The organism is Lacticaseibacillus boliensis (assembly GCF_054784775.1).
In genome coordinates, this window is record NZ_BAAIHN010000006.1 from 76,186 (window position 1) to 99,033 (window position 22,848).

Sequence of the window (22,848 nt, forward strand, 5' to 3'; positions counted from 1 at the left end):
TTAAGCGAGGTGGAACATGTTAACAGCAGAAGCAATTTTTGAAGCGATCCGACAAGATCCGGACAACGCCCAGTTCACCCAGGCGGGGATCGATCCGTTGTATCATTATGAAAAAGACGCGACAATCTTGATCGTCAGCCAGGCCCCAAGCCGCTCCGCCCAGGCGGCCAAGACGTATTGGCGTGATGCCTCAGGCGACCGCCTGCGGGACTGGATGGGGGTGTCGGAAGCGGAGTTTTATGACGCCGGCAAGTTGGCGGTGGTGCCGCTAGATTTTTATTATCCCGGCAAAGGCAAAAGCGGTGATCTCCCGCCACGCAAGGGTTTTGCCGAAAAATGGCACCAGCCGCTGCTACAGCTGATGCCCAAGATCCAGCTGACGCTTTTGATTGGGATGTATGCGCAGAAGTATTATTTGCCGCATCGTGAAAAGACGCTGACCGCCACCGTCCGCCACTTTGCGGATTACGCCCCGTATTTTCCGCTGGTGCACCCGTCGCCGCTGAATTACGGGTGGCTGCACAAGAACCCATGGTACGAGGCGGAGGTCTTGCCGGAATTGAAAAAGCAGGTGCGCGCGCTGTTGTGACGGGCGCCTTTTTTGCAAGCAGATGTGCGAAAAATTGGTAGCAAGCGGAAAATGGCTTTCAATATTGTAAACGCTTGCCTATCTGGTGACGGCATGATACGTTAAAGCCGAAGTAACGGTTAAGGAGGTTGACTATGCTCAATCTTGCAGCAATGCACCGCCGTCCTGACAGCGAAGATTGTTTCAGTATTAGCAGCGAGCGCTTGCGCTTGCGTTTTGCCACTGGCCAAGACGTGGCCTCTGTCGTCGCCCTGGTCGGCGATCCATATATGGACCGCGCAGACGGCCAGGTGCGCTATCGCGAGGTGGCGTTATTGCCGCTGGGTCGCGGCCAAGTCCACGATTACTGGGGGCAAACGATCCAGACGCCTTATCACCGATTGCGCTATTTGTTTGCGGTGGTCGGCAAAAACGGCGACCGCTGGTTGTTTACGGCGCAAGGGCCGCGGCCGGACAGTGAAGAAGCGCGCGGGGTGGCGGAAAATTATTACCGCATGCCGTACCTGCATGCCGTGGACGCCGTGGATCCGCCTGAATGGGTGAGCGAAACGGTGTGGTATCAGATCTTCGTGGAGCGCTTCGCCAATGGTTCGACCGCCAACGATCCGCAGCACACCAAGCCTTGGCAACCGCAGACCCATCCCGGCCGTAATGATTTTTATGGCGGGGATCTGCAAGGGGTGCTCGATCATCTTGATGATTTAGAGGCGCTAGGGGTCAACGGGTTATATTTTTGCCCGCTATTTCTTGCGCCTTCCAACCACAAGTACGACACGACTGACTATTATCAGATCGATCCGGCGTTCGGGGACAAGGAATTGTTTACCAAGGTCGTCCAGGCCGCTCACGAGCGCGGGATGCGGGTGATGCTCGATGCGGTGTTCAACCACCTCGGAGAAACGGCATTGCCTTGGCAAGACGTGCTGGCCAACGGCCAACGGTCGCGTTTTCGCGATTGGTTCCATCTCTACGATTGGCCGCTGACACCATATCGTGATCCCCGGAAAAATGAAGGGCGGCCGCAATATGACGCGTTCGGGTTCGAACCGAGCATGCCTAAGCTAAACACCGCTAACCCTGAGGTTCAAGACTACCTGTTGGCGATTGCAATATATTGGGCAAAAAACTTCGGGATCGATGCCTGGCGGTTGGATGTGGCTAACGAGATCGATCATCATTTTTGGCGGCGGTTCAAGGCGTCGATGGTTGCGATCCGCCCAGATTTTTATGTGCTGGGAGAGGTGTGGCAAACCGGCCAGCCGTGGTTGAACGGCGGCGAGTTCGACGGCGTGATGAATTATCCGTTCACCCAGCCGATCTTGAATCATTTTCTCCAAGGGCAACTGACGCCGGCTGGTCTGTGTGCCCAATTGGTCGACCATCTGATGCAGTTTCGTGATCCGGTCAACCAGGCGCAACTTAATCCGCTGGGTTCGCACGACACACCGCGCTTGATGACGATCGCAAACGGTGACCACGACGCCGTTGTTCAGGCGTTGGCGTTCACCTTCATGCAAGAGGGAGCGCCATGTTTGTATTACGGCACAGAAATGGGTATGACTGGGGAAGCCGATCCGGATAATCGCAAACCGATGGACTGGACGCGCCTGCACGGCCAAATGTGGCGACAAGTCGCTGCGCTAGTGCACCTGCGCCGGCGGTACGCGACGGTACTGGGCCGCGGGACGACCACTTTGACGACGACCGAAACCGGCCTGATCAAGGTGACTCGGCGCTGGCAAACAACGGTGCTGTCTGGCTGGTTCAACACCACGAGCACGTCGCAACCCGTCCAGGCGGAGGCGGTGCTTGCAGAAGGTTATGATGACGGCATCTTGGCACCAAAAGGCTTTGTGATAGAAAAGTTAACAGGTGAGACTGCATAAAAAATAGGGTCGCCGGATATTTCCGATGACCCTATTTTTTTTGCAGTCTCACTTACCTTCGTGAATAATCGCAACTGAAATGGCACCGATAACCATCGCGCCAAAGCCAAAGATCATCATCATTGATTGACTGTTTCCAAGTAGCGGGAAGAGCCAGAAGCTCAAGACTGAGCCGATGATCTGTGGCACGCAGACGACGATGTTGAATAGTCCTAAGTACGAGCCTTGGTTTTCGCCATCCAATGCAGACGTCAGTATTGTGAATGGCAAGGTATTGATGGTAAAGTTGCCAATCCCATAAAGCGCAAACGCGGCTAGCGCAATCCATTGGTTATTGGTCAAGGCCACAATGATGATACTGATGGCATCAGCGAATAAGCCGAAGGCGTACCAGAATCTCCGCTGGTTAGGTTTGGTTTTAGCGTAAACGAAGCCCCATAGAAGTGCGGCCACACTGTAGAATGCGGTCATCACCCCGTACCAGTTGCCGGCGGCTTGGAAACCAACTGAAGCAGGATTGGTGGTGTGCCAGATGTTGTTGGCCATCGCACCGGTGGCATAAGTCCACGTGTACATGATCCCGATCCAGCTGAAGAGTTGCACCACTGCCAATTCCCAGAACGAACGAGGCGCCTTTTTTACCAATTGCCAGAGGCCGACAGAATTAGCCTTAGTCTTAACGGCAATGCGATGATATTTCGCATAGGTTTCCGGATCGTATTCGTGAACGTTGAAGATGGTGACGGCACAGGTGATAATCATTGCTGCCGCCCCGATGATGTAAGCCCAAATGACGGTGTCAGGGACTTTCCCTTTGGATGCGGTGTTAGAGATCCCAATGGTTGTCAATAAGTAGGGCAACAAAGCGGCCAGGATCCCGCCGGCATAACCAAAGATCTGTTGCCACGACCAAGCGGCGTTCTTCTGATCGTTATTGACCATGTCACCAGCTAGCATCCGGAAAGGCGCCAGGCAGATGTTGCTGAACATATCCATCAGCGCGATCGCGACTGCGGCATAAATCAGCGCCACAGTAGAACCGTAGCCAAATCCAAAGGAACCGGTGAAAGGCAACATCAGCATCACAATTGCGGTGATTGGCGCGCCGACTAAGAGGAATGGAATTCGTCTGCCAAAACGCGTCCAGGTTGTATCTGAGAACTTGCCCAACAACGGTTGAACGATCATCCCTAATAATGGCGGAAGAAGGAAGAAAAATCCCAAACTGTTAGGATTGACCCCAATCGTCTGCGTGATCCGACTCATCTGGGAGCCTTGCAAGGTGAAGGCCATGTTGACCCCGATACAGCCGAAAGTCATAGCCAAAATGGTCTTCATGGGTAACGTTGGCAAGTTGTTGTCAGCCACTTGTGGTTGTTCTACAGGCGCTTCGACATTGGGTTTGGGAGTATTGACTGATTCTTTTTGCATGACGGGCCTCCTCACTCGTTAAACTGATAAACCTTTGCTTCGTAAGGGCGAAGGTCATCACCTTGATCATCCGGATAATTGCTGATCAGTAACTCAGCGTCGGCAGGAACATCATAGTGACGCTGTAGTGTGGCTTGGGTGTAATTTAAAACGATCAACAACGTCGTATCAGCAAGCTTACGCGTGTAGGCATAGACCTGATCATCTGTTTCGTTGCCAGCCACTAAAGCATAGGTGCCATCTGTGATAACCGGTAATTCGTGCCGAAGCTTGATCAGCTTTTGATAGTAATAGAAGACTGAATCTTTATCGGCTAGTGCTTGTTCAACGTTGATTGTCGGGTAGCTCGGGTTCATCTTCTCCCAAGTTGAGTGGGCAGAGAATCCGGCGTTTTGGCTGGCATCCCACTGCATCGGTGTTCTCGCGTTATCGCGGCTGTGGGCACTGAGGTATTTCAACATGGTCTCGCCAGACAACAAATGTTGTTGGTCGACGAGCTGATGATAGGCGTTGATCGACTCCAGGTCGACATAATCGCTTAACTTATCGAAGTGAGCATTGGTCATGCCAATCTCTTCCCCTTCGAAAATGAACGGCGTGCCTTGCTGGAAGTGCAACATAGTGGCTAGCATCTTCGCGCTCAACACGCGGAAAGTTTCTGTGCTGTCGTCACCAAAGCGGGAAACGACGCGAGGTTGATCATGGTTGTTCCAGTAGAGTGAGTTCCAAGCCTTGTTTGCTAGCGCCGTTTGCCATTTTGTCAGGTTCGCGCGCAGATCACTTAAACTTGCTTTCTTATCAGCCCAACGACCAAGTGTGGGATTATCGTTACCATCCAGGCCCATGTGCTCGAACTGGAATACCATATTGAGCTCGTTATTCTTAACGCTTGCATAACGTTGCGCTTCATCGGTTGTCACGCTAGGGGCTTCGCCAACTGTAATCATGTTGTAGGGGGTAAGTACCTGTTGGTTCATCTCTTGAAGAAATTCATGGATGCGATGCCCATTGGCGACTAATGGCTCTGGGTTGCCATATAAGTCGTCTTTGTTCTTATGTGCATCTGGTAATCCTTCTGGCTTGGAAATGTAGTTAATGACATCCATCCGGAAACCATCGACGCCCTTTTCGGCCCACCAGGTCATCATTTTGTAGACTTCTTGGCGTAGTGCTGGGTTTTCCCAGTTCAAATCAGGTTGTTGCTTGGCAAACAGATGCAAATAGTACTGACCTGATGATTCATCTTTCTCCCAGGCAGGCCCACCAAAGAAAGAACCCCAGTTGTTGGGCGCACCATTATCTTTACCATCACGCCAAATGTAGTAGTCACGGTAAGGATTGTCTTTACCTTTGAGGGCTTCTTGGAACCAGTGATGTTGATCTGATGTGTGATTGACGACTAGGTCCATCATGATCTTCAACCCTAGCTCGTGTGCGCGCTTGAGTAGCGCATCAAAATCTGACATCGTTCCAAAGTCAGGGTTGATGGCTTGATAATTCGAGATGTCATAACCATTATCGACTTGTGGTGATTGATAGACTGGACTCAACCAGACAATATCAACACCGAGCTGTTTGAGATACGCTAGGCGTGATGTGATGCCAGGCAAATCGCCGATTCCGTCGTTATTGCTGTCTTGAAAGCTAGCAGGGTATACTTGATAGATAACTTTGTTTTTCCAACTTTTATCCATAGTATTAATATCTCCTTGAATTAATATATTTCTAAATAATTGCTGATATAGTATTTAAATATACTTTGATATTGCTTTAATTCTTTTGCAAATGTTGCACAAACGTTTGTGTAATTGAATAGTAAGCCTTTCCAAGATGCTTGTCAACCGGTTACAATCAATTGCGTAAAAAAATTGAGTTTACGAGTGTGTACCAACTTTTGAAGTTAATCCAATGCAGGGGGCAATATTCGTCATTATTCACAGCAGAGTCTGCGGGCACAAGGAATTACCATGCGATGAAGAAGATGTAAACGTTACCTTTTGTTTTCCTGGACAAAGTTGTACACTTTGAACTATATAATTCGAAGGGAGTTAATGCTGATGGTTACGATCAAAGAGATTGCAAAAGAAGCTGGGGTTTCTCCGTCAACAGTTTCCCGAGTATTGGCCAATAAGGCTGATTTTTATGCCAGCGCAACAGCGGAGCGCGTCAAAGCTGTGGCCAAGGAAATGGGATATAAAAAAAATCAAGCTGCGGTTGAACTGGTGCAGCAACGAAGTAATGTGATTGCGGCCGTGGTGAGCGCAGTGAAAACCAATTTTGCCAGCGACATGTTAGATGGGATTCAGCAACAGGCAAACGCATACGGCTATCGCTTAATCGTCAGCTATGCGGGTAGTGCTGATCCGGTAGAACAACGGCAAGCCTTGTTGACAGTTATCGAACGCCCAGTGATGGGCATATTGCTCCTGTCAGTGGCGTTGTCAGAGGATAATCTAACGTTACTCAAAAGTGCCAGGATTCCATACTGTTTCTTGTCGATGAGTTTTGATGATCAGCGACCATTCATCAGTTCTGATGACCACGAGATTGGCTATCAAGCGACGAAATACTTATTAGCTGCGGGACACCGTAAGATCGGGCTCGCCGGTTTGGATCAATACCCTTATACTGGGAGGCGGCGCCTAGAGGGCTACCGACAAGCACTGATGGAGGCGGATATCGTTCCTGAAAAAGCATGGCTGCAAATTGGTGATTATAGTTTTCAGTCAGGATTGGCGGCGATGAAAGCTTACGGGGCCAATACAACTATCACTGGCGTCGTAGCCGCCAGTGATATGGTTGCCGTTGGGTTATTGAATCAGGCGCGGCGCCTAGGCAAGCGTGTGCCTGACGATCTGTCGATTGTCAGCATTGACGGGACAGAAATGTGTGAAATCGTGCAACCAGCTTTAACCAGCGTCACGCAAGATTTCTATCAGATGGGTATCGATGGCGTGCAACGAATTCACCAAATGGAAGTGGCAAAGCAACCAGTTAACGGCGTGCAAGCCTTTGTGCCAGTGGTGATTACCGAGCGTGAAAGCGTTAAGGAATTGCGCTAACAAAACATCTTTGATGATTATCAGGATGTAGTCAAAGAAAAAGCAGCTATCAAAGTGGTCATTTTGATAGCTGCTTTTTCTGGTTGGTTGAATCATTATCGAAAATTCGCGAATTTGGGGCAATATTTGTCAGGGAACTAGCCACAATACTCGAGAACGATTAAATTATTGAGGCGTAACGTTGCCTGGCAAGAAGCGCCGCTGAGTTTAGAATGCCATTTGGTTAGTTTCTTACGGTGCGTAATCACAACCACAAATATAACCAAAAAACGCCAAGAAGCCCTCCAAAAAGAAAGTTGCTTTCTAGCGTTTGTAGAAATCATCTTGTTAAAACTGGCGTGACTTTGTCGGTAGCATGAAACCCTGCTTTTCGGGTACGCCCAAGAAGCAATTTTTCTGCCGTCCAGTTTACGGCAGATCGTTGCCCGCTGCGAGGTAGAGGTCGTACCATTCCTGGTGCGTAAGAGTAAAGTCGCCGGCTTCCGCGATCTGGGCGATCCGGTCGGCGTTGGTGGTACCGGCGATGACTTGGAAATCACCGGGGATGCGCAAGATCCAAGCGGCCGCCACGGCGTTGACGTTGGTGTGGTACTTGGTGGCGAGCTTCTGGAGTTCCGCGTTAAGTTCAGGAAACTTCGGATTATCGATGAAGACGCCTTCGAAGAAGCCATATTGATACGGGCTCCAGGCCTGGATCGTCATGTGGTGTAGCCGTGAGTATTCCAGGATGCCATCGTCGTGGCTGGTGGCCCGCGTATCGGTCATGTTGGTGTGGATGCCAAAGTCGATCATGCCGGTGTGTTTAAGCGATAGCTGCAACTGGTTGGCAAACAGGTGCTGACCGACGGCTTGTTGAAGCAAAGCAACTTGGCCGGGATTAAAATTAGACACCCCGAACTGGCGGACCTTGCCGGCGTTTTGCAACGTGTTGAAGGCTTCTGCGATCTCGTCGGGTGCCATCAGTGTGTCTGGCCGGTGGAGCAAGAGGCTGTCGACGTAATCCAGTCCCAGGCGCTTCAAGGAAGCGTCGACAGAATCGAGGATATGTTGCTTGGAGAAGTCGTAGGCCTTACCAGGGATGATCCCACATTTGGTTTGGACTAAGACGTCATCGCGCTTGAAGCTTGCTTTTTTGAGGGCGGCGCCGAACAGCGATTCTGCTTTGCCGCCGTCGTAGATATCCGCGTTGTCAAAAAAGTTGATGCCTGCCTCATACGCGCGATCGAGCAACGCCACGGCGCCGGCTTCGTCCAGTTTGGTAATGCGCATGACCCCCAAAGCGATAGGGGAAGCAAGCAAACCGGAGCCACCTAAGTTGATCAGTTTCATAGTGCACCTCCATGAAGTTAATAATGCTTTAATTAAAAATAGCCTAGCACAAGTATCGAGAGAATGAAAGCGAATTCGCGACGCGACGATGCCGGTATCAAGGTGGTAGTATAGAAGTAAAGCGTGTGCGACATACCGCTATAAGGAGTGATGGGCATGGCCAGCAGTCGAGGCTTCGTTGTTATTGGGGCACAGGCGCTATTTTTCAGTATCACAGACCTCAAGACGCTCAATGAGATTGAGCGCGGTACCTATTCAGTGGCGATCGGAGAAGACATTTTTGCCACCAACCAGATCCAGCCAGGCACCGTGGATTCGATCGTCGCGGCATTCTTGACGATCCAACAGTTATTCAAAGATTATGGTAATCGTGAGGTGACGATCGTCGGTAGCCACAGTTTCTTCGAGGCGGACAATGCGCAATTCGTCTGGGACCAGATCGTGGCCCGGACCGGCTGGCAGATTCAGCGGGCAACGCTGTCGCAAGAAGCCTTTTACCGGACGCAGGCGGTATTTGCGCGGTTTCCTAACTTCGCCAAGATCACCAAAAAAGGCACCGTGTTGATCGATATCTCAAGCGGTAGCGTCGAGCTGACGGCCTTCACCAACGGCGAGTTCGGGTTTTCACGGAACCTGAGCCTCGGCCCGCTGCGAGTGTATGAGGTGATGAGTTCCGTGCAGGCTAGCGTGCCTAATTATGTCGAGGTCATGCGCGACTACATCGATTCGCGGTTGGTCGACTTCATGCGCTTGTTGCCACGGGATGTGGATTACCACAACATGATCTTGATGGGCAGTGCCTTGTCGTTGCTCGAGACCTTGATCCCGGTGGGTGAAACGGCGGTGGAAACTGATCGCGAAGGTTTTGATTTGTTGTATCACGAGGTCATTCACGCTTCGGATCAATACTTGATGGACACTTATGAACTGCCACAGAATCAAGTTGCCCAGGTGTTACCAACCATCTTGCTGGTGTACCGCTTGGTCAAGACGCTTCACGCGGAAAAAATCTGGGTCTCCAACCTCAAGATGCTCGATGGTCTGGAAGTTGATGCCGCACTGGAGGCCGGATATAAGCCGGTGGCACTGGATCCGACCAAGGAAATCGTGATCTCGGCTCAGAACTTGGCGGAAAGGTATCAGGTCGACCCCAAGCACCAAAAGTCGACAGTCACCTTCGCCTTGCAACTATTCGACCGGTTGCGTAAGCTCCACGGGCTGGGCAAACGCGAGCGGCTGCTGTTGCAGATCGCCGCGATCGTCAACGATATCGGCAGCTATGTCGACACCCACAAACACTACGAGCACTCCGATTACATCATCAAGGCTTCGGAATTGATGGGCCTGGATGCCAACGAGCAACAGATGGTGGCGACAATCGCACGATTCCATTCCAGCGACAGTCCACAGATCGATCTCGGCGACTTGCCAGAGATGTCATCTGCCCGGCGGTTGACGATTGCCAAGCTGTCGGCGTTGTTGCGAGTCGCGGACAGCCTCGATGCATCGCGGCAACAAAAGATCACCAGCATCCGGGTGTCGCAACGCGACGATCGCGTCGTGCTGACCGCTACGGCCAACGACGACGTGGAGCTGGAACGCTGGACGCTGGCGCGCAAAGGACAGTTTTTTGCCGCGGTGTTCGGATTACCGATTGAACTGAAAGGCAGGCTTTCTGTATGAGCAAGAAGACGTATGAGCATCCGAAATATTTTACCAACCGCGAGCTGAGTTGGATCGCCTTTAACGATCGTGTGTTGGAAGAGGCGCGTGATCGCGATAATCCGCTACTGGAGCGTGTCAAGTTCTTGGGCATCACCCAAAGCAACCTCGATGAATTCTTCAACGTCCGCGTCGCCAGTCTGCGCAAGATGGTGGCGGTCGATTATGACCAACCCGACGCTGCGGGGATGACGCCTGCCGCCCAACTCAAGGCCATCGCCAAAGACGTGCACAAGATGGTGGAAAAACAGTACACGACGTTCAGCCGGATGTTGCGCCCCGCGCTAGAAGCGGTCGATATCCGGTTGCGTAGTTTTGATGAGCTATCGGATCGTCAACACGAATACGTCGACGACTATTTTCACCAAGAGCTGTATCCGGTGCTGACGCCGATGGGTGTGGATCCGACACGGCCGTTTCCGTTTTTGAGCAACGATTCGTTGAACCTCGCTGTGCGCCTGCAACGCGAAGAAGACGACAACGACAAGGCGTTTGCGACGGTGCAGATCCCCAGTAGCTTCCCGCGCGTGGTGCGGCTGCCGGATGCACCTAATGATTTTATCTTGATCGAGCGGATCATTGACCATTATGTCGGGGAGTTGTTCGTTGGCGCGCAAATCAAAGAGACCGCGCTGTTTCGTGTGACGCGAGACATGGACCTCGACGTCGCGGAAGAAGACACGTCTGATTTGATGAAAGAAATTCAGTCGCAGCTCAAAAAGCGACAACACGGTAAGGTCATGCGCTTAGAAATCGATGCAGATATGGGCAAATACCTCAGAAGGCGCCTGGTGCGCGGTTTAGATATCAAAGACGAAGACGATATCTATGAGATCCACGGACCGATTGATCTGAACGTCGCCTCCAAGCTGGCCAAACAGGTGCAAGGCCATCAAGACCTGTTGTTCCCGAAGTTCACGCCTTATCGTGACCCGGCGCTACAAGGCGACTTGTTTGCTCAGATCGCCCAGCACGACATCTTCTTGCAACATCCGTATGATTCGTTTGCCACCGTGGTGGACTTCATCCACCAAGCTGCCATCGATCCGCAGGTACTGGCGGTGAAAATGACGCTGTACCGCGTTTCCAGCAAATCCCCGATCATCGCCAGCCTCAAACAAGCCGCCCAAAACGGCAAGCAGGTGACGGTGCTGGTCGAACTCAAGGCGCGCTTCGACGAGGAAAACAACGTCCACTGGGCCCAGGAACTCGAACGTGCCGGTTGCCACGTAATTTATGGGCTGGTGGGGTTGAAGACCCACTCGAAGCTGGCACTGGTCGTCCGCCGCGAAGAGTCTGGTATCAAGCGGTACATGCACATGGCGACGGGAAATTACAACGATGTCACCGCCAACTTCTACACCGACATGGGCTTGTTCACCGCCAATGCCGAGATGGGCGCTGACGCCAGCAACATTTTCAACATGTTGAGCGGCTTCTCGGAGCCGGCGTACTTCCACAAGCTGGTAATCGCCCCGATCGGGATCCGCGATTTCTTGATCACTCAGGTCAACGCCGAAATCGCCAACGCCAAGGCAGGACGCAAGGCACTGATCCGGATGAAAATGAACTCGCTGTCGGACACCGAGATGATCCAGGCGTTGTACGCGGCGAGTGCCGCCGGCGTGCAAGTCGAGCTGATCGTGCGCGGGATCTGCAATCTCAAAGTGGGCATTCCTGGCGTTTCAGATAATATCACCGTGCATTCGATCGTCGGCCGGTTCTTGGAACACAGTCGTATCTATTACTTCTACGCTGACGGTGACGAGCACCTCTACTTGTCCAGCGCCGACTTGATGAAGCGCAACTTGTCGCGGCGGGTGGAGTTGTTGTTCCCAATCTTGGCAGACGCCGTGCACAAGCAGGTCATGCACATTTTCAACACGATGTGGGCAGACACGATCAAGTCGCGGGTGTTGATGCCAGACGCGACCTGGGAGCGGATCGACTTGCGCGGCAAGGAGCTGATTAACGCCCAAGAAGTCTTTATGCAAGAGGCGTCGGCCAAAATCGCCGCCGCCCATACCAAACAAGGTGCCGATCCGCAGCAAGCACACCGCTTCACGCCGATGAAAGCACCAGAACAACACGACTAAACCAAAGCCTCGCAAGATCTAGCTTGCGGGGCTTTTTGGATGGGGGCAGGTGTACACGGTAGCCGCCAGGCGGCAGGGGGATAGCTCTGCTACGGCTATGGTACGGACGGGGTGCACTCCAGCCAGATATGGCTGGAACGGCGCGAGGCGCTCGGGAGCTAACGCTCCGCAATACTTCGAGTGGATCTCCCTCGACGCCTTTGTTGTAAGCGGCAAGCCGCTAACAACAATGCCGCGCCTGAGCCATATCTGGCTTCCGTACACCCCGTCCTCACATTTGCGTTTTGAACATACCGAGTGGCAGTTTCTAAGTTGTTAGGATTCTAAAAAGGAGATATTGCCGACAATGCGTCTTGTTTTGAATGTGCTATTCGAGGCCACTGAAGTGCTCTCACGTACCCAACGTACCCATTAAAATAAACTAGCCTGCTAGAGTCGCTTTTAGCCCACACCCGGCCGCATACACATATGCTGACAGGAACACATTCACGGCTATGACCAGATTATTCTGTATCTCTGCTCCTGACAATCGGCTGTGAAGTGTGGTTAACTGTGGAAAGGCGCCCTGATTGCGCTTGCAATCAGAGCAAAATTAGGTAAGCACGCAGGTTTGTGGGCGGGGAGGCAATTGTGGCAATACTGATCGGGTTGATTCCGGCATTCTTCTGGGGCATCTTGCCGATATGGATCCATCAATTTGGTGGCGGTAATTTCCGCCAGCAACTGCTGGGCACGAGCATTGGGATGGTGATCTTGGCAACCGGGGTGACGCTGATCTGGCAGTTGCAGTTTAACATGACGACGGCGGTGTTGTTTTTCCTGTCTGGTTTTTGCTGGAGCTTCGGGCAAGGCGGGCAGTACCACGGCTTCGAGACGCTCGGCGTCAGTACGACGATGCCGCTGTCGACAGCGTTGCAGATCATTGGCAACAGTGTGATCGGGGGGCTGGTATTTGGCGAATGGCATGGTGTTCGAGATATTGGCTTGAGTCTAGTGGCATTGGTAGTGATTATTGCAGGCGTCTTGATGGCCAACGGCAAGATTCATGCCGGGCACGGGCGAATGCGCGATTATCTGATGCTGATCGCTAGCACTGCTGGGTATTGGGGGTATTCTGCGATCCCGCATTACGCGCATGTGGCCTCCAACCTTTCCGGCTTTTTCCCGCAGGCGCTAGGAATGTTGTGTGCAGCGTTAGTGATCGGGTTGACCCAGCCACGCGGGCTGAAGTCGTTGGCAACGATGCGTAATATCTCTTCCGGATTCATTTATGGTGTCGCGGCCGCGGCATATCTGGTATCGTTATCGATGAGTGGTTTGGTCAATGCGTTTATTTTGTCTCAGCTGAACGTCATCGTGTCGACGTTGCTTGGCGGCGTCGTCTTGCACGAGTTCGTCAAAGGACAGTTACGCATGACCATTCTGGGCTTAGTTGTCTTGCTCGCCGGTGCAGTCGGGCTGGTGATGCTATAATCATAACGATATGGTGAACGTGGAGGCTCGTCAAAAATGAAACATTACGGTGTGATCGATCTAGGCAGTAATTCGGCGCGGTTGAGCGTGTGGGAGATCAACGAAGATGGTGGCGTGAAGCAGTTATTGAAGCTGAAGGAAATGGTGCGACTGTCTGAAGGCATGGGCGACGCGCGCGTCCTCCAAGAAGCTGCGATGACACGCACGATCGATGCGTTGGTCGAGTTCAAGCGACAATACGCTGACTTAGACGACCTGACGCTCGAAGCGTATGCGACAGCAGCGACGCGAATGGCGGCTAACCAGAAGACCTTTTTGAAGCGGGTCAAACAAGCTATCGGGGTCGACTTGCAGGTGATTCCGGGGACGAAGGAAGCCGAGCTCGATTACACCGGGGTCATCAACACGCTTCCGATTCAAAACGCCTTGATCATGGACACCGGCGGCGCGTCGACGGAACTGATCTTGGTGCAAAACCGCAAGCTCCAACACCTGATCTCGATTCCGTTTGGGTCGGTCAACCTCAGTGAGCGCTTCTTGTCGACCGACGTGGTCAGCGCCGGCGAGCTGTTTGATCTGATTACGGAAGTTAACCGGATCTATAACTCAATTTGGTGGCTGCGCAAGGCGCAAAACCTGCCGATTGTGGCGCTGGGCGGGTCCAACCGGACGCTGGCGAAGATCCAGCGGCGTAAAGACAAGGTCGCAGATTTTGAGGATATCCATGGCTACCGAATGATGACCAAACAGGTGAATACCATCTTCAAAGAAGTCGTCGATGCCAACTTGGAAGAACGCAAGGCGATTCCAGGCTTGGCCAAGTATCGAGCGGATATCATCATCGGTGGCATGGTACCGGTGGTGATGATGATTCGTTATCTCGACTCGGACCGGCTGACCTTTTCCCAATACGGGTTGCGTGAAGGGGCGCTGTACCATCATCTCGAAGCGACCAAGGCCAGTGAGTAAGAAGACGTTAAGAATCCACGCGGCGGCTAGCTTGCAACGCGCGGATTTAGTATTGTAAAGACATCTTAGTTAACAGGAGCAATCACGATGAAAAAACTAATTATCGTGCTGGGGCTATTCGTTGCCGCGGCGCTAGGCTTCACCAGTCAATCAGTTCACGCCGACGACACTTGGCAGCCGGTGGCGACCTTGGGTACCAGTTTAACCGCAGACCAGAAGTCCGGCACCGTTTCGACATTGGAAAAAGCTGCCAATGTCACTTCGGTGTCTGAACTCACCGTCAATGGGGATACGTTGGTGAAGTACCTGAACCCGAGCGGCTCGACCTTCACCAGTACCAGCGGCGTGTGGTCGTCAGCGTTAGTACAAAAAACCACTAGCGGCGGCATCAATGTTACCATCGTGCCTTACAACGGCACCAACAATATCACGACGATCACCAGTGACCAGTACCGCAACGCAGCGCTGACCGCCGGGGTCACGAATGCTAACTTGTACATCACGTCTGCGGTTCGCATCGATGGTTCTGGCGCGCTGGCCGGCGTGTACGCGGCCTTTGCTCAAAACGGCCAGACGCTTAACGCCAACCAGATCAACGCGGCGCAAACCGAGGTCAATACGCTGTCCGGCATCACCGACGCTAACAAGGGCAAAGACGGTTACAGCGATAAGCAGCTGAATAACGCGGTGGCAGGGATGAAAAAGGACATGGCCACCCAGTCTAATTCTGGGCAACAAACCTTGTCACAAAACACCATCGGCAATATCGTGGATTCGCAGCTGAAGGCCAACAACTTGACCAACATCATCAACAACAACCAGCGTACCCAGATCGTCAACTTGATGGTCAAGATCCAAAACTCCGGTGCGCTGAAGTCCGGCGACTTCAAGGCACAGGCTTCCAAGCTCGCTAGTTCTATCCAAAGCTCCGCGAAGAACCTGTTTGCCAAGATCAAGGGCTTGAACACCCAAGAAAACCGCAACTTCCTGCAGAAGATCCTCGATGCCATTGTTAACTTTTTCAAAGCTATCATCGACTGGATTGCCAGCCTGTTTTAACAATGAAGCGTCTCTACGCCGTGATTCTTGCGGTGCAGGGGCGCTTTTTGCGTCTGGCGAGAGACTTTGAGATAATAAGTTCAATTAAGGGGGGAACATGATGCTTGGATTGATCTTGATCGTGGCGGTCGTGGTAATCACGATCGGCTTAGGTTACGTTAACTATGCGCTGGGCAAGTTGGGCAAGTCGAAGCAGGTGGGGCTGGTGATTCCAGTGGCCTATTGCGTTGTGCGGCTGGTGATGGCGCTGGTGCAAAAACCTAACTTGGGAGCGCTACTGGTCGCGTTGATTCCCGCGCTGATCATCGCGTGGGTGTATTACGTGCTGTATCGCAACGGGCTACGCAAGGCCGGCAATGCGTGATCGGAGCGAGTTGGAGGAAGGTAAACAGATGTATAAAATGATCGTTTCGGATTTAGATGAAAGTCTGTTGCGCACAGACGGACACGTGTCGCCGGCGGATGTCGCCACGATCGCCAAATTGCGCGAGATGGGTGTGAAGTTCGTTCCCAACACCGGGCGCGGGTTTGCCTCTGTGCAGGCATTGCTGAAGACGATTGGGACTTACGGCTTGGCGGGGCAGTATGTCATCGCTTATAACGGTGGGGCCATCGTTGAGAACGCGGGTAACACCGTGCTTGCCAGCACCGCGCTGGATTTTGCCGCGGCAGATCAGCTCTTCCGCTTGGCGGCGGCGCATCCCGATCTCGGCGCTCATATTTATACGCTAAACCATGTGTATGTTTTCCGCCCGACCGCAGACGAAAAAGTGTATCTGGCCAATCGCGGCGTTGATTACTTAGGCTGGACTGACCCGAACTTGGCGGCCTTGTGCGGGCAGCAGGTCATCAAGGTGATCTTTGAACATCCAAAGCTCGAAGCGCGACAGGCGTTCGCCGCTGAAGTGGCACGAGTGATGGGCGACGTGTTTACGGTCAGCTATTCGTCTGGGCGTTACGTCGAGTTTAATCCGACTGGCATTGACAAAGGGAATGCTGCCATCGCCTTGGGCAAGCAAATCGGGATCGCCCCAGACGAGATCATCGCGCTGGGAGATAACCTCAACGACTTGGCGATGATCAAGAAAGTTGGGCTGGGCGTCAGCGTCGCCAACGGGGTACCACAGGTACAGGCGGCAGCTGACTTGGTGTTGTCCGTCGACAATGATCACGACCCGGTAACAGCACTGTTTCAGCGGGTGTTTGCGTAGGCAACCAGCGCTTGCCGGTGTATGATAAACGCTTGACTTTTAACCATAAACGACTATCTTTTACGATAGAGACTTACGAAAAGAGGCCGTATAATGACTTTTGATCCGACGAATACCCTGACGTTGGGGCAACAGGATGCTGACCACCAGGTGTGGCTGGTGCTTAACCTCGGTTGCTCTGACACCCGGGACTGGTTTAACGCGAACTTTGCGTCCCTTGAAGCGGCGGTTGCAGCAGGACGGGTGCAGGCCCATCTGCAATTTTGGAGCAAGCAACGGGTCAAACTCGTGAACGGCGCGATTGCAGATTGCTATATCGATTAATGCCCATCCCGAATCTGCGTTGGACTTCATCAAGGCGGTTTTTGCTGACCAAGATGCGCTTAACGCTGCCAGCGACGTGCCAGCGTATCTGGAAGGTACCTATCACGTCCAGCGGCATCCGCAAGCAGAGCTGATCGCGGCGCAAGTGGCCGAAGCGGTCAGCGAAGCCGGCATCACCAGCGTGCCGACGGTGGTATATGATGGCAAGCTGTATTTTGATGATACGCTCGACAACGTGCCAGCCTTTTAGCCAGACAAATGGCGCTACGGTCAACCACTGGAGTTGGTCGTAGCGCTATTTTTTTACCGTCGGATGTCAAATCCTTTTGACATTCAGTTTCGCGGCTGGTAGATTGAGGCTGTCAAGACGTTAACAATTATGGAGGGGTAGCGATGCACAAAAACGATGAGATGCAGCAAATGTTCAGCCGGCAGGGGTTGCTGGCTGGATACGTCTATTTGGTGGTCGGGCTGGCGGTGCTCACGGGTTACCGGGCGTTAAGCGGGCACTACGATCCGGTGTTGACGGGATTGTGGGGCTCATCGGCATTGGTGGCGATCGGCGCCACGCAGGTGCTTCAGTGGCACCGGCTTGGTAAAAGTGCGCGCACCACGGCGTCTGTCGGTTTGGTTGTGCTGTGCGGTGTCGTATTGGGGCTGATGGCCGTGGTCTATGGGTTAGGAGCGCTAGGTTAATGCAGAATCAGATCCATGCACTCAGGCAAGCGGCAGGCATCACGCAGCAGACATTGGCAGATGAATGTCAGGTCAGCCGCCAGACGATCAACGCGATCGAAAACGACAAGTATGACCCGACACTGAAGCTCGCGTTCGCCTTGGCTGAGCAACTCGACACGACGGTCGACACGCTGTTTCAGCCAGCGAAGACACAAAAATAGCCGCCAGGGCAGGCGGCCAATTAGGGTATATATTCACTTTGGAGGAGTGAAAAGTTGACGGTGCAGGGAACACCGACCAACTAAGAAAAAGTGGGGTAAGTAGAAACAAGGGGGTAACTCATTTCTATGGTTCCATATTATCGGGTAAATGTGGCGAAATTGTGACGAAGGTATGAGGCTTTCGTGCAGGAGATGGCATCCGTGAAGAAACGATTGCGCAAGAAATTGCACCGGTGGCGGCAAAAAGATCTCTCCCGCCAATTGCACACGAGTATCCCGCGATTGATGAGCGGCACGACGTCGCTGAGGGCATCAAAAGCCCATGCAGATAAACGCTGATTAACCAAACGGCCCAAGACAAAATTCAAGTTCACGAAATAACCACGACGATTACAGAGATATACGCGCCATAAAGCAACGCATTTGCGTAGAAGACTCCTGCCAAGCAAATCCTAAATTCGGGATTTACTTGGCAGGAGTCTTCTACTCTATGCTAAAACCGCTTTTTGTCGCAGCTACTCTTTTGTGATTAGCGCTGAGTCTGGTTGTGGCCGTGGCTTGGGGCAGCGTCGTCCATGGCGTTGAGCGTCGCCATGTCGTCGTCGTTGATCGTGAAGTTCAGTTTCGTGTTGGCTTTGATATGAGCCTTGCTGGTCGCTTTTGGCAGCGGTAAGACCCCGTTTTGCAAGACGAAGCGCAATGCCAGCTGAGCGATGGTAACGTCGTAGTGGGCGGCAATGCCTTGAATCGTCGCGTTGTTCAATAGATCGCCGGTCGCCAGTGGCGAGTAGGCTTCAACCAAGATGTCGTGTGCTTGAGCGAAGGCAGTGTTTTCCGGCTCTGTGGCCCCGATGTAGTATTGAATCTGATCGACCGCTGGGACGACATCGCCGTGGTCGATCAGGTTTTGCATGTCGTGGACGTCAAAATTCGAAACTCCAATGGCGCGGGCTTGATGGTCCGCATAAAATTGCGTCATCGTGTCCCAAGCGACCAGGTTTTCTTTGTCGTAGCGGGTGCCCGGTTCGCTCCATGGCCATGGCGCATGGATTAAGTAGAGGTCGATGGCTTCGATGTCGAGGCTATCCAGTGTCCGCTTGAAGTGTTCTTTGACTCCGGCGGCGTCTTTGACGCTGGCCGGCAGCTTGGAAGTCACAAACACGTCATTTCGAGGCAAGCCGCTATCGCGCAAGGCCTTGCCGACACTTTTTTCGTTGCCGTAAGCAAAGGCGGTGTCGATGTGGCGGTAGCCGGCTTCCAGCGCCCGAGATACCGCGTCATAGGCGGTTTGGCCATCCGGGATCTGCCAGGTGCCAAAACCGACTTGAGGGATCTCGACGCCGTTGTTTAGTTTGAATGTCTGGGTCAGTATTGTCATACTCATGAGTCCTTTCTATATCATAGCGAGATACACAACAAAACGTATGTCAAATTTCCTACCTATCGTTGTCCGGCAACGTAAGTGTGTCGTTGGCTGTAGACCAATCGCGGTCGGGTGCGGGCGAGAGTAACTCCAGCAGGTTTCAATCTGTCGTGGAGAGGGTTCGGCTTCGCTAACTTCGTCTGCGACGAAGTGGATCTCCACCTGCGCCTTGCTGTAAGCGACAAGTCGCTAACAGCAATCTCACCACGTCAGATTGACCTGCTTCCGTCACTTTCGCCCACACCCTAGATTCTGCGTATCAGGATAATTTGATGTCATGGACAAACGGGTCAACTCGTTGATTATAACTAATCCGTTCTTAGTTAGATGTACTGTCAGCCGCTAGTACATTTCTACTCCCGTGTAATTTGCCACTTCCGGTGACACAGGACACTAACGTCAGGGTTTGGTGTGTGGAGGCCCGAGATGGCTCAGGCGCGGCATTATTGTTAGCGGCTTTGCCGCTTACAACAAAGGCGTCGAGGAAGATCCACTCGGAGCGAAGCGGAGAGTTAGCTTCCGAGCGCCTCGCACCGTTCCAGCCATCTCAAGGACCGGAACATACCAAACCCGACCTATACCACTATTCCCAACACATCCCAAAGAAGACTTACGTTGCCGGACAGCAACAGTGGTGTGATGGTAGTGATTGCTGACACACCTTTTAGTATATGACAGGGTGACAGCGCATACAATATCGATACAAAAACAGCCGCCAGGGGATGGCGGCTGTTGGGGATTGGGGTTTCACTTTGGAGGGGTGAATTAGAGATGGCATTCAAGCCCTCCATATCAACGTTTTAAGATGGTGCACTACCGAGGTGGCACATAAATGGCACAACCCGGTTTTGAATATCTCAAGGCTGCCAGCTATGCGACAACCTTCTTTTGGGGCTCCGGTTTGTAAGTCACTAGACCATTCAAACGTTTTGCCATTTCGGTATTGCTGTTTGGATATAGATGCCCGTATACACCGAGCGTGGTTTGGATATCTGTGTGACCCAAGCGTTCTTTGATCATCAACGGATTTTCCTTCATGCTGATGAGCAATGCCGCATGAGAGTGACGGAAACCGTGAAGGGTGATTGCTTTGAGTTTCAGCGTTTTCGTGTGATCCTTCATCGGCTTATCCAACTTTTCACGACCAATCGGCACGCCGTCTTGTGAAACCACAAAATCAGAGCTGACGCGCTCTTTTTGGCGTGCCTGCCAGTTTTTCAGATATTGAAGCGTTGTTTCGTCTAGCGCAAGCAAGCGCCGACTAGCAGCGGTCTTGGGTTCAGACAAATCATAGTCGAACACCGAACGATAATGCAAAGTCCGCTCAACTTGAAGCGTCCCCTGATCGAAATCGATGTCGTCCCAGAACAGCCCGGTCGCCTCGCCCATTCGCAAGCCGGTGAAGAACATCAACCAGTAGCTAATGAACAAAAAGTGCTGCTGGTAATCTGTAATGTCAAACGAACTAATAAACGCCTCAAACTCCTGTAATGTCCAAAAAGAGATTGGCTTCTTAGTCTTACGCACGTTACCAACGATCTTTGCCGGATTCTCTTTTGCATAACCCATAACAACAGCTTGCTTGAGAATCTGTGACAGCAGGCAATGATTAACCCGTGTGTAGGCATTGCTTGCACGTGCGTTGAATTCGTTCTGCCATTTCATCACATCAGCCGAAGTAATCTTGCTGATGAGCATGTTGTCAAAGCACTTCAAGTTTAAGTCTCGGCAATATTTTCGGGTGCGATAAGTGTAGTCTTTCACTCGTCCTTTGTACCAGGGCAGAAATAGCGTATCGACAAATTCGCTGAACCGAATTTCGTTGGTATCGTTCTCCTTTGGCGTTGCGCCATTTGCCATCACGGTATTATATTCTTCACGGGCTTCTTTCTTGGTTCGAAAGCCACTGCGGCGAACTTGGACTCGTTTGCCAGTCTTTTCGTTAAACCCGACATTGGCACGAAAGTACCAAGTTTTGTTCTTAGAACTTTGTTTGATTGGATCTGCAAGTTTCGGCATGTTAGTTACCCCTCATTGCAGATGACCAACAAATGAGCCTGAATCTAGCTCAATCCCTAGTATCTCCTCAACAGTAGTAATTGGAACTCTGCCCAGCTGCTTTGACTTGTAGTAAGGGTGTCCGCTTTTTACCAATAATAGTTTGGCTTGACGGATAATATCCTTCGAGAATGAAGGCCCATAGCCGAGCGCCATCAGCTCATGCTTGGTCAAAGTTGGGGTTACGATGCGGGTCATTTTGCCTCCTTTCCTAATGGTAGCTGGGTTCTTCCAACTACTATTATACCTCCAGCAGATCCATACGAATATACTGACGCGTATGCTTGTACGACTAATGTTAAAATTCACGATTGGAAGCTATTACAGTGGAACTGCTCCGATTGTGACTTGTAAGTGGAACACGAACTCACCTCCAAATAAACCAATTCATAGCGGCGTTGTTCAGCCCGGTTCCGACCGGCTAGCTGATCCACGGTGGATTAGTTCTCCCGTTGCGTGGGAGTGACGTACAAGTATCTGGCCTTGGGGTTCGCTCACTCATACGAGGTCATGGCGACGGCTGTTGTTGCTGAACAATGCTATTCAATTGTCAAAGAACTATAAATTCGTTTAAATGCGGATAAATCCAAAATTTAAAATCTAAACCTTTTTTCAGGATTGAAATCATCGGCAACTGGCTGAACCTCTTGCTGAATTCGATGCAAATCAAATGCTATAGTTGCAAGAGCAACCTGCAACTCAAGCTCATGGAGAAGCTCGTAGTCGATGTGAGAGCTAGTAGTTGAATGCCTGTGACAAAGTCCGGAAAACTCATTAATAAGAAATTGTAATGCCTCACTGTCTCCTGATTGGGCAGCAGCGATGTAAGGCACAAGATTAACGTAACCCTTCCACTTAGACTGAGAGTCCATGAATTAACCTCCAGTATTTATATTGGAAACTGAACGCAACAATTTATAAATGTTCCGCCGTTGTGCGCCAACTGATTGTGCAGAGATTCCAAGTAACGCCCCAATTTCGGCATCAGAATAATCAGCAACGAATTTGTAATATAATATAAATTTTTGCCGCTTATTCAAACAGCGTATCATTTCACTTAATTCATAATTTTCCACATACAGCTCTAATCGTACAATATCTGTAGAGGGTGCCTTATCAAAAAGCGGCGCGTCAAATGACGGTGTCACTAAAGAATGAAGGACTGAATCTTGTACAGGAATCAAAGTAATCCTGGATTATTCACCTCGGTATTTGGGACATGAAATCGCATCTGGCCGGTCTGAAAGCAACGTTTGGAGCGTTGCGAATACTGACTGAGCGGAGAAGTTGGTGATCGATGCACCACGAACAGACCGA

At 51.7% G+C, this 22,848-nt stretch carries 22 protein-coding genes; 14 read left to right on the plus strand and 8 right to left on the minus strand.

The features are described 5' to 3' along the window. The first annotated feature begins 16 nt into the window (after positions 1-16). Complete coding sequence (locus tag ACYVRB_RS04390; protein WP_461213818.1) at positions 17-589, plus strand: uracil-DNA glycosylase family protein; 573 nt, start codon at positions 17-19, stop codon at positions 587-589. A gap of 134 nt (positions 590-723) precedes the next feature. After that, on the plus strand, positions 724-2,475 hold the full coding sequence (locus tag ACYVRB_RS04395) for a glycoside hydrolase family 13 protein (RefSeq protein ID WP_461213819.1): 1,752 nt from the start codon (positions 724-726) through the stop codon (positions 2,473-2,475). 48 nt (positions 2,476-2,523) lie between these two features. Here ACYVRB_RS04395 and ACYVRB_RS04400 read toward each other — a convergent pair whose 3' ends face one another. Further along, on the minus strand, positions 2,524-3,906 hold the full coding sequence (locus ACYVRB_RS04400) for an SLC45 family MFS transporter (RefSeq protein ID WP_461213820.1): 1,383 nt from the start codon (positions 3,904-3,906) through the stop codon (positions 2,524-2,526). Positions 3,907-3,917: 11 nt separating this feature from the next. Continuing rightward, on the minus strand, positions 3,918-5,600 hold the full coding sequence (locus ACYVRB_RS04405; protein ID WP_461213821.1) for a glycoside hydrolase family 13 protein: 1,683 nt from the start codon (positions 5,598-5,600) through the stop codon (positions 3,918-3,920). A gap of 360 nt (positions 5,601-5,960) precedes the next feature. Here ACYVRB_RS04405 and ACYVRB_RS04410 point away from each other — a divergent pair, with 360 nt between their 5' ends. Next, positions 5,961-6,968: a LacI family DNA-binding transcriptional regulator gene (locus ACYVRB_RS04410; protein WP_461213839.1), complete on the plus strand. Its 1,008-nt coding sequence runs from the start codon at positions 5,961-5,963 to the stop codon at positions 6,966-6,968. A gap of 408 nt (positions 6,969-7,376) precedes the next feature. Here ACYVRB_RS04410 and ACYVRB_RS04415 read toward each other — a convergent pair whose 3' ends face one another. Continuing rightward, entirely contained in the window at positions 7,377-8,297 is a 921-nt protein-coding gene (locus ACYVRB_RS04415; protein ID WP_461213822.1) for an aldo/keto reductase, read from the minus strand. 156 nt (positions 8,298-8,453) lie between these two features. Here ACYVRB_RS04415 and ACYVRB_RS04420 point away from each other — a divergent pair, with 156 nt between their 5' ends. From ACYVRB_RS04420 to ACYVRB_RS04470, 11 genes are all read left to right on the plus strand, one after another. Continuing rightward, on the plus strand, positions 8,454-9,980 hold the full coding sequence (locus ACYVRB_RS04420) for a Ppx/GppA phosphatase family protein (protein ID WP_461213823.1): 1,527 nt from the start codon (positions 8,454-8,456) through the stop codon (positions 9,978-9,980). Further along, entirely contained in the window at positions 9,977-12,115 is a 2,139-nt protein-coding gene (locus ACYVRB_RS04425; protein WP_461213824.1) for an RNA degradosome polyphosphate kinase, read from the plus strand. Before ACYVRB_RS04420 ends, ACYVRB_RS04425 begins: the two co-directional genes overlap by 4 nt. Positions 12,116-12,745: 630 nt before the next feature. Next, complete coding sequence (locus ACYVRB_RS04430) at positions 12,746-13,588, plus strand: GRP family sugar transporter (protein WP_461213825.1); 843 nt, start codon at positions 12,746-12,748, stop codon at positions 13,586-13,588. A 36-nt stretch (positions 13,589-13,624) separates the two neighbouring features. After that, complete coding sequence (locus ACYVRB_RS04435; protein WP_461213826.1) at positions 13,625-14,557, plus strand: Ppx/GppA phosphatase family protein; 933 nt, start codon at positions 13,625-13,627, stop codon at positions 14,555-14,557. Positions 14,558-14,644: 87 nt separating this feature from the next. Beyond that, entirely contained in the window at positions 14,645-15,616 is a 972-nt protein-coding gene (locus tag ACYVRB_RS04440) for a DUF1002 domain-containing protein (protein WP_461213827.1), read from the plus strand. Positions 15,617-15,713: 97 nt separating this feature from the next. Further along, positions 15,714-15,980 carry a hypothetical protein gene (locus ACYVRB_RS04445; protein ID WP_461213828.1) on the plus strand — a complete coding sequence of 89 codons (267 nt, stop codon included), beginning with the start codon at positions 15,714-15,716 and terminating at the stop codon, positions 15,978-15,980. A 28-nt stretch (positions 15,981-16,008) separates the two neighbouring features. After that, the gene (locus ACYVRB_RS04450; RefSeq protein ID WP_461213829.1) at positions 16,009-16,827 is read left to right on the plus strand and encodes a Cof-type HAD-IIB family hydrolase; all 819 of its coding nucleotides are present in this window, start codon (positions 16,009-16,011) and stop codon (positions 16,825-16,827) included. A gap of 93 nt (positions 16,828-16,920) precedes the next feature. After that, on the plus strand, positions 16,921-17,151 hold the full coding sequence (locus ACYVRB_RS04455) for a hypothetical protein (RefSeq protein ID WP_461213831.1): 231 nt from the start codon (positions 16,921-16,923) through the stop codon (positions 17,149-17,151). Next, entirely contained in the window at positions 17,129-17,401 is a 273-nt protein-coding gene (locus ACYVRB_RS04460; RefSeq protein WP_461213832.1) for a hypothetical protein, read from the plus strand. The genes ACYVRB_RS04455 and ACYVRB_RS04460 overlap by 23 nt, the downstream gene beginning before the upstream one ends. Before the next feature lie 143 nt (positions 17,402-17,544). Continuing rightward, the gene (locus ACYVRB_RS04465; RefSeq protein WP_461213833.1) at positions 17,545-17,847 is read left to right on the plus strand and encodes a hypothetical protein; all 303 of its coding nucleotides are present in this window, start codon (positions 17,545-17,547) and stop codon (positions 17,845-17,847) included. After that, entirely contained in the window at positions 17,847-18,050 is a 204-nt protein-coding gene (locus ACYVRB_RS04470; RefSeq protein ID WP_461213834.1) for a helix-turn-helix transcriptional regulator, read from the plus strand. Before ACYVRB_RS04465 ends, ACYVRB_RS04470 begins: the two co-directional genes overlap by 1 nt. Before the next feature lie 529 nt (positions 18,051-18,579). Here ACYVRB_RS04470 and ACYVRB_RS04475 read toward each other — a convergent pair. The 5 genes from ACYVRB_RS04475 to ACYVRB_RS04495 all read right to left on the minus strand — a co-directional run bounded on the left by ACYVRB_RS04475 (position 18,580) and on the right by ACYVRB_RS04495 (position 22,583). Then, the gene (locus ACYVRB_RS04475) at positions 18,580-19,428 is read right to left on the minus strand and encodes an aldo/keto reductase (protein WP_461213840.1); all 849 of its coding nucleotides are present in this window, start codon (positions 19,426-19,428) and stop codon (positions 18,580-18,582) included. Between the two features lie 915 nt (positions 19,429-20,343). Then, positions 20,344-21,492 (minus strand): site-specific integrase, encoded by a 1,149-nt coding sequence (locus tag ACYVRB_RS04480; RefSeq protein ID WP_461213835.1) that lies wholly within the window; start codon positions 21,490-21,492, stop codon positions 20,344-20,346. Positions 21,493-21,504: 12 nt separating this feature from the next. Continuing rightward, positions 21,505-21,729 (minus strand): DUF3173 domain-containing protein, encoded by a 225-nt coding sequence (locus ACYVRB_RS04485; protein WP_461213836.1) that lies wholly within the window; start codon positions 21,727-21,729, stop codon positions 21,505-21,507. A gap of 395 nt (positions 21,730-22,124) precedes the next feature. Further along, entirely contained in the window at positions 22,125-22,403 is a 279-nt protein-coding gene (locus ACYVRB_RS04490) for a helix-turn-helix domain-containing protein (protein WP_260185217.1), read from the minus strand. A gap of 3 nt (positions 22,404-22,406) precedes the next feature. Further along, positions 22,407-22,583: a hypothetical protein gene (locus ACYVRB_RS04495; RefSeq protein ID WP_461213841.1), complete on the minus strand. Its 177-nt coding sequence runs from the start codon at positions 22,581-22,583 to the stop codon at positions 22,407-22,409. Positions 22,584-22,848: the final 265 nt, after the last annotated feature.

Bases quoted from the DNA above. Each gene is read 5' to 3' on its own strand.
- ACYVRB_RS04485 (WP_461213836.1), bottom strand. From the start codon at position 21,729: ATGACCCGCATCGTAACCCCAACTTTGACCAAGCATGAGCTGATGGCG.
- ACYVRB_RS04475 (WP_461213840.1), bottom strand. From the start codon at position 19,428: ATGACAATACTGACCCAGACATTCAAACTAAACAACGGCGTCGAGATC.
- ACYVRB_RS04450 (WP_461213829.1), top strand. From the start codon at position 16,009: ATGTATAAAATGATCGTTTCGGATTTAGATGAAAGTCTGTTGCGCACA.
- ACYVRB_RS04415 (WP_461213822.1), bottom strand. From the start codon at position 8,297: ATGAAACTGATCAACTTAGGTGGCTCCGGTTTGCTTGCTTCCCCTATC.
- ACYVRB_RS04465 (WP_461213833.1), top strand. From the start codon at position 17,545: ATGCACAAAAACGATGAGATGCAGCAAATGTTCAGCCGGCAGGGGTTG.
- ACYVRB_RS04390 (WP_461213818.1), top strand. From the start codon at position 17: ATGTTAACAGCAGAAGCAATTTTTGAAGCGATCCGACAAGATCCGGAC.
- ACYVRB_RS04405 (WP_461213821.1), bottom strand. From the start codon at position 5,600: ATGGATAAAAGTTGGAAAAACAAAGTTATCTATCAAGTATACCCTGCT.
- ACYVRB_RS04425 (WP_461213824.1), top strand. From the start codon at position 9,977: ATGAGCAAGAAGACGTATGAGCATCCGAAATATTTTACCAACCGCGAG.
- ACYVRB_RS04455 (WP_461213831.1), top strand. From the start codon at position 16,921: ATGACTTTTGATCCGACGAATACCCTGACGTTGGGGCAACAGGATGCT.
- ACYVRB_RS04395 (WP_461213819.1), top strand. From the start codon at position 724: ATGCTCAATCTTGCAGCAATGCACCGCCGTCCTGACAGCGAAGATTGT.
- ACYVRB_RS04400 (WP_461213820.1), bottom strand. From the start codon at position 3,906: ATGCAAAAAGAATCAGTCAATACTCCCAAACCCAATGTCGAAGCGCCT.
- ACYVRB_RS04435 (WP_461213826.1), top strand. From the start codon at position 13,625: ATGAAACATTACGGTGTGATCGATCTAGGCAGTAATTCGGCGCGGTTG.
- ACYVRB_RS04445 (WP_461213828.1), top strand. From the start codon at position 15,714: ATGATGCTTGGATTGATCTTGATCGTGGCGGTCGTGGTAATCACGATC.
- ACYVRB_RS04420 (WP_461213823.1), top strand. From the start codon at position 8,454: ATGGCCAGCAGTCGAGGCTTCGTTGTTATTGGGGCACAGGCGCTATTT.
- ACYVRB_RS04470 (WP_461213834.1), top strand. From the start codon at position 17,847: ATGCAGAATCAGATCCATGCACTCAGGCAAGCGGCAGGCATCACGCAG.
- ACYVRB_RS04440 (WP_461213827.1), top strand. From the start codon at position 14,645: ATGAAAAAACTAATTATCGTGCTGGGGCTATTCGTTGCCGCGGCGCTA.
- ACYVRB_RS04495 (WP_461213841.1), bottom strand. From the start codon at position 22,583: ATGATACGCTGTTTGAATAAGCGGCAAAAATTTATATTATATTACAAA.
- ACYVRB_RS04490 (WP_260185217.1), bottom strand. From the start codon at position 22,403: ATGGACTCTCAGTCTAAGTGGAAGGGTTACGTTAATCTTGTGCCTTAC.
- ACYVRB_RS04480 (WP_461213835.1), bottom strand. From the start codon at position 21,492: ATGCCGAAACTTGCAGATCCAATCAAACAAAGTTCTAAGAACAAAACT.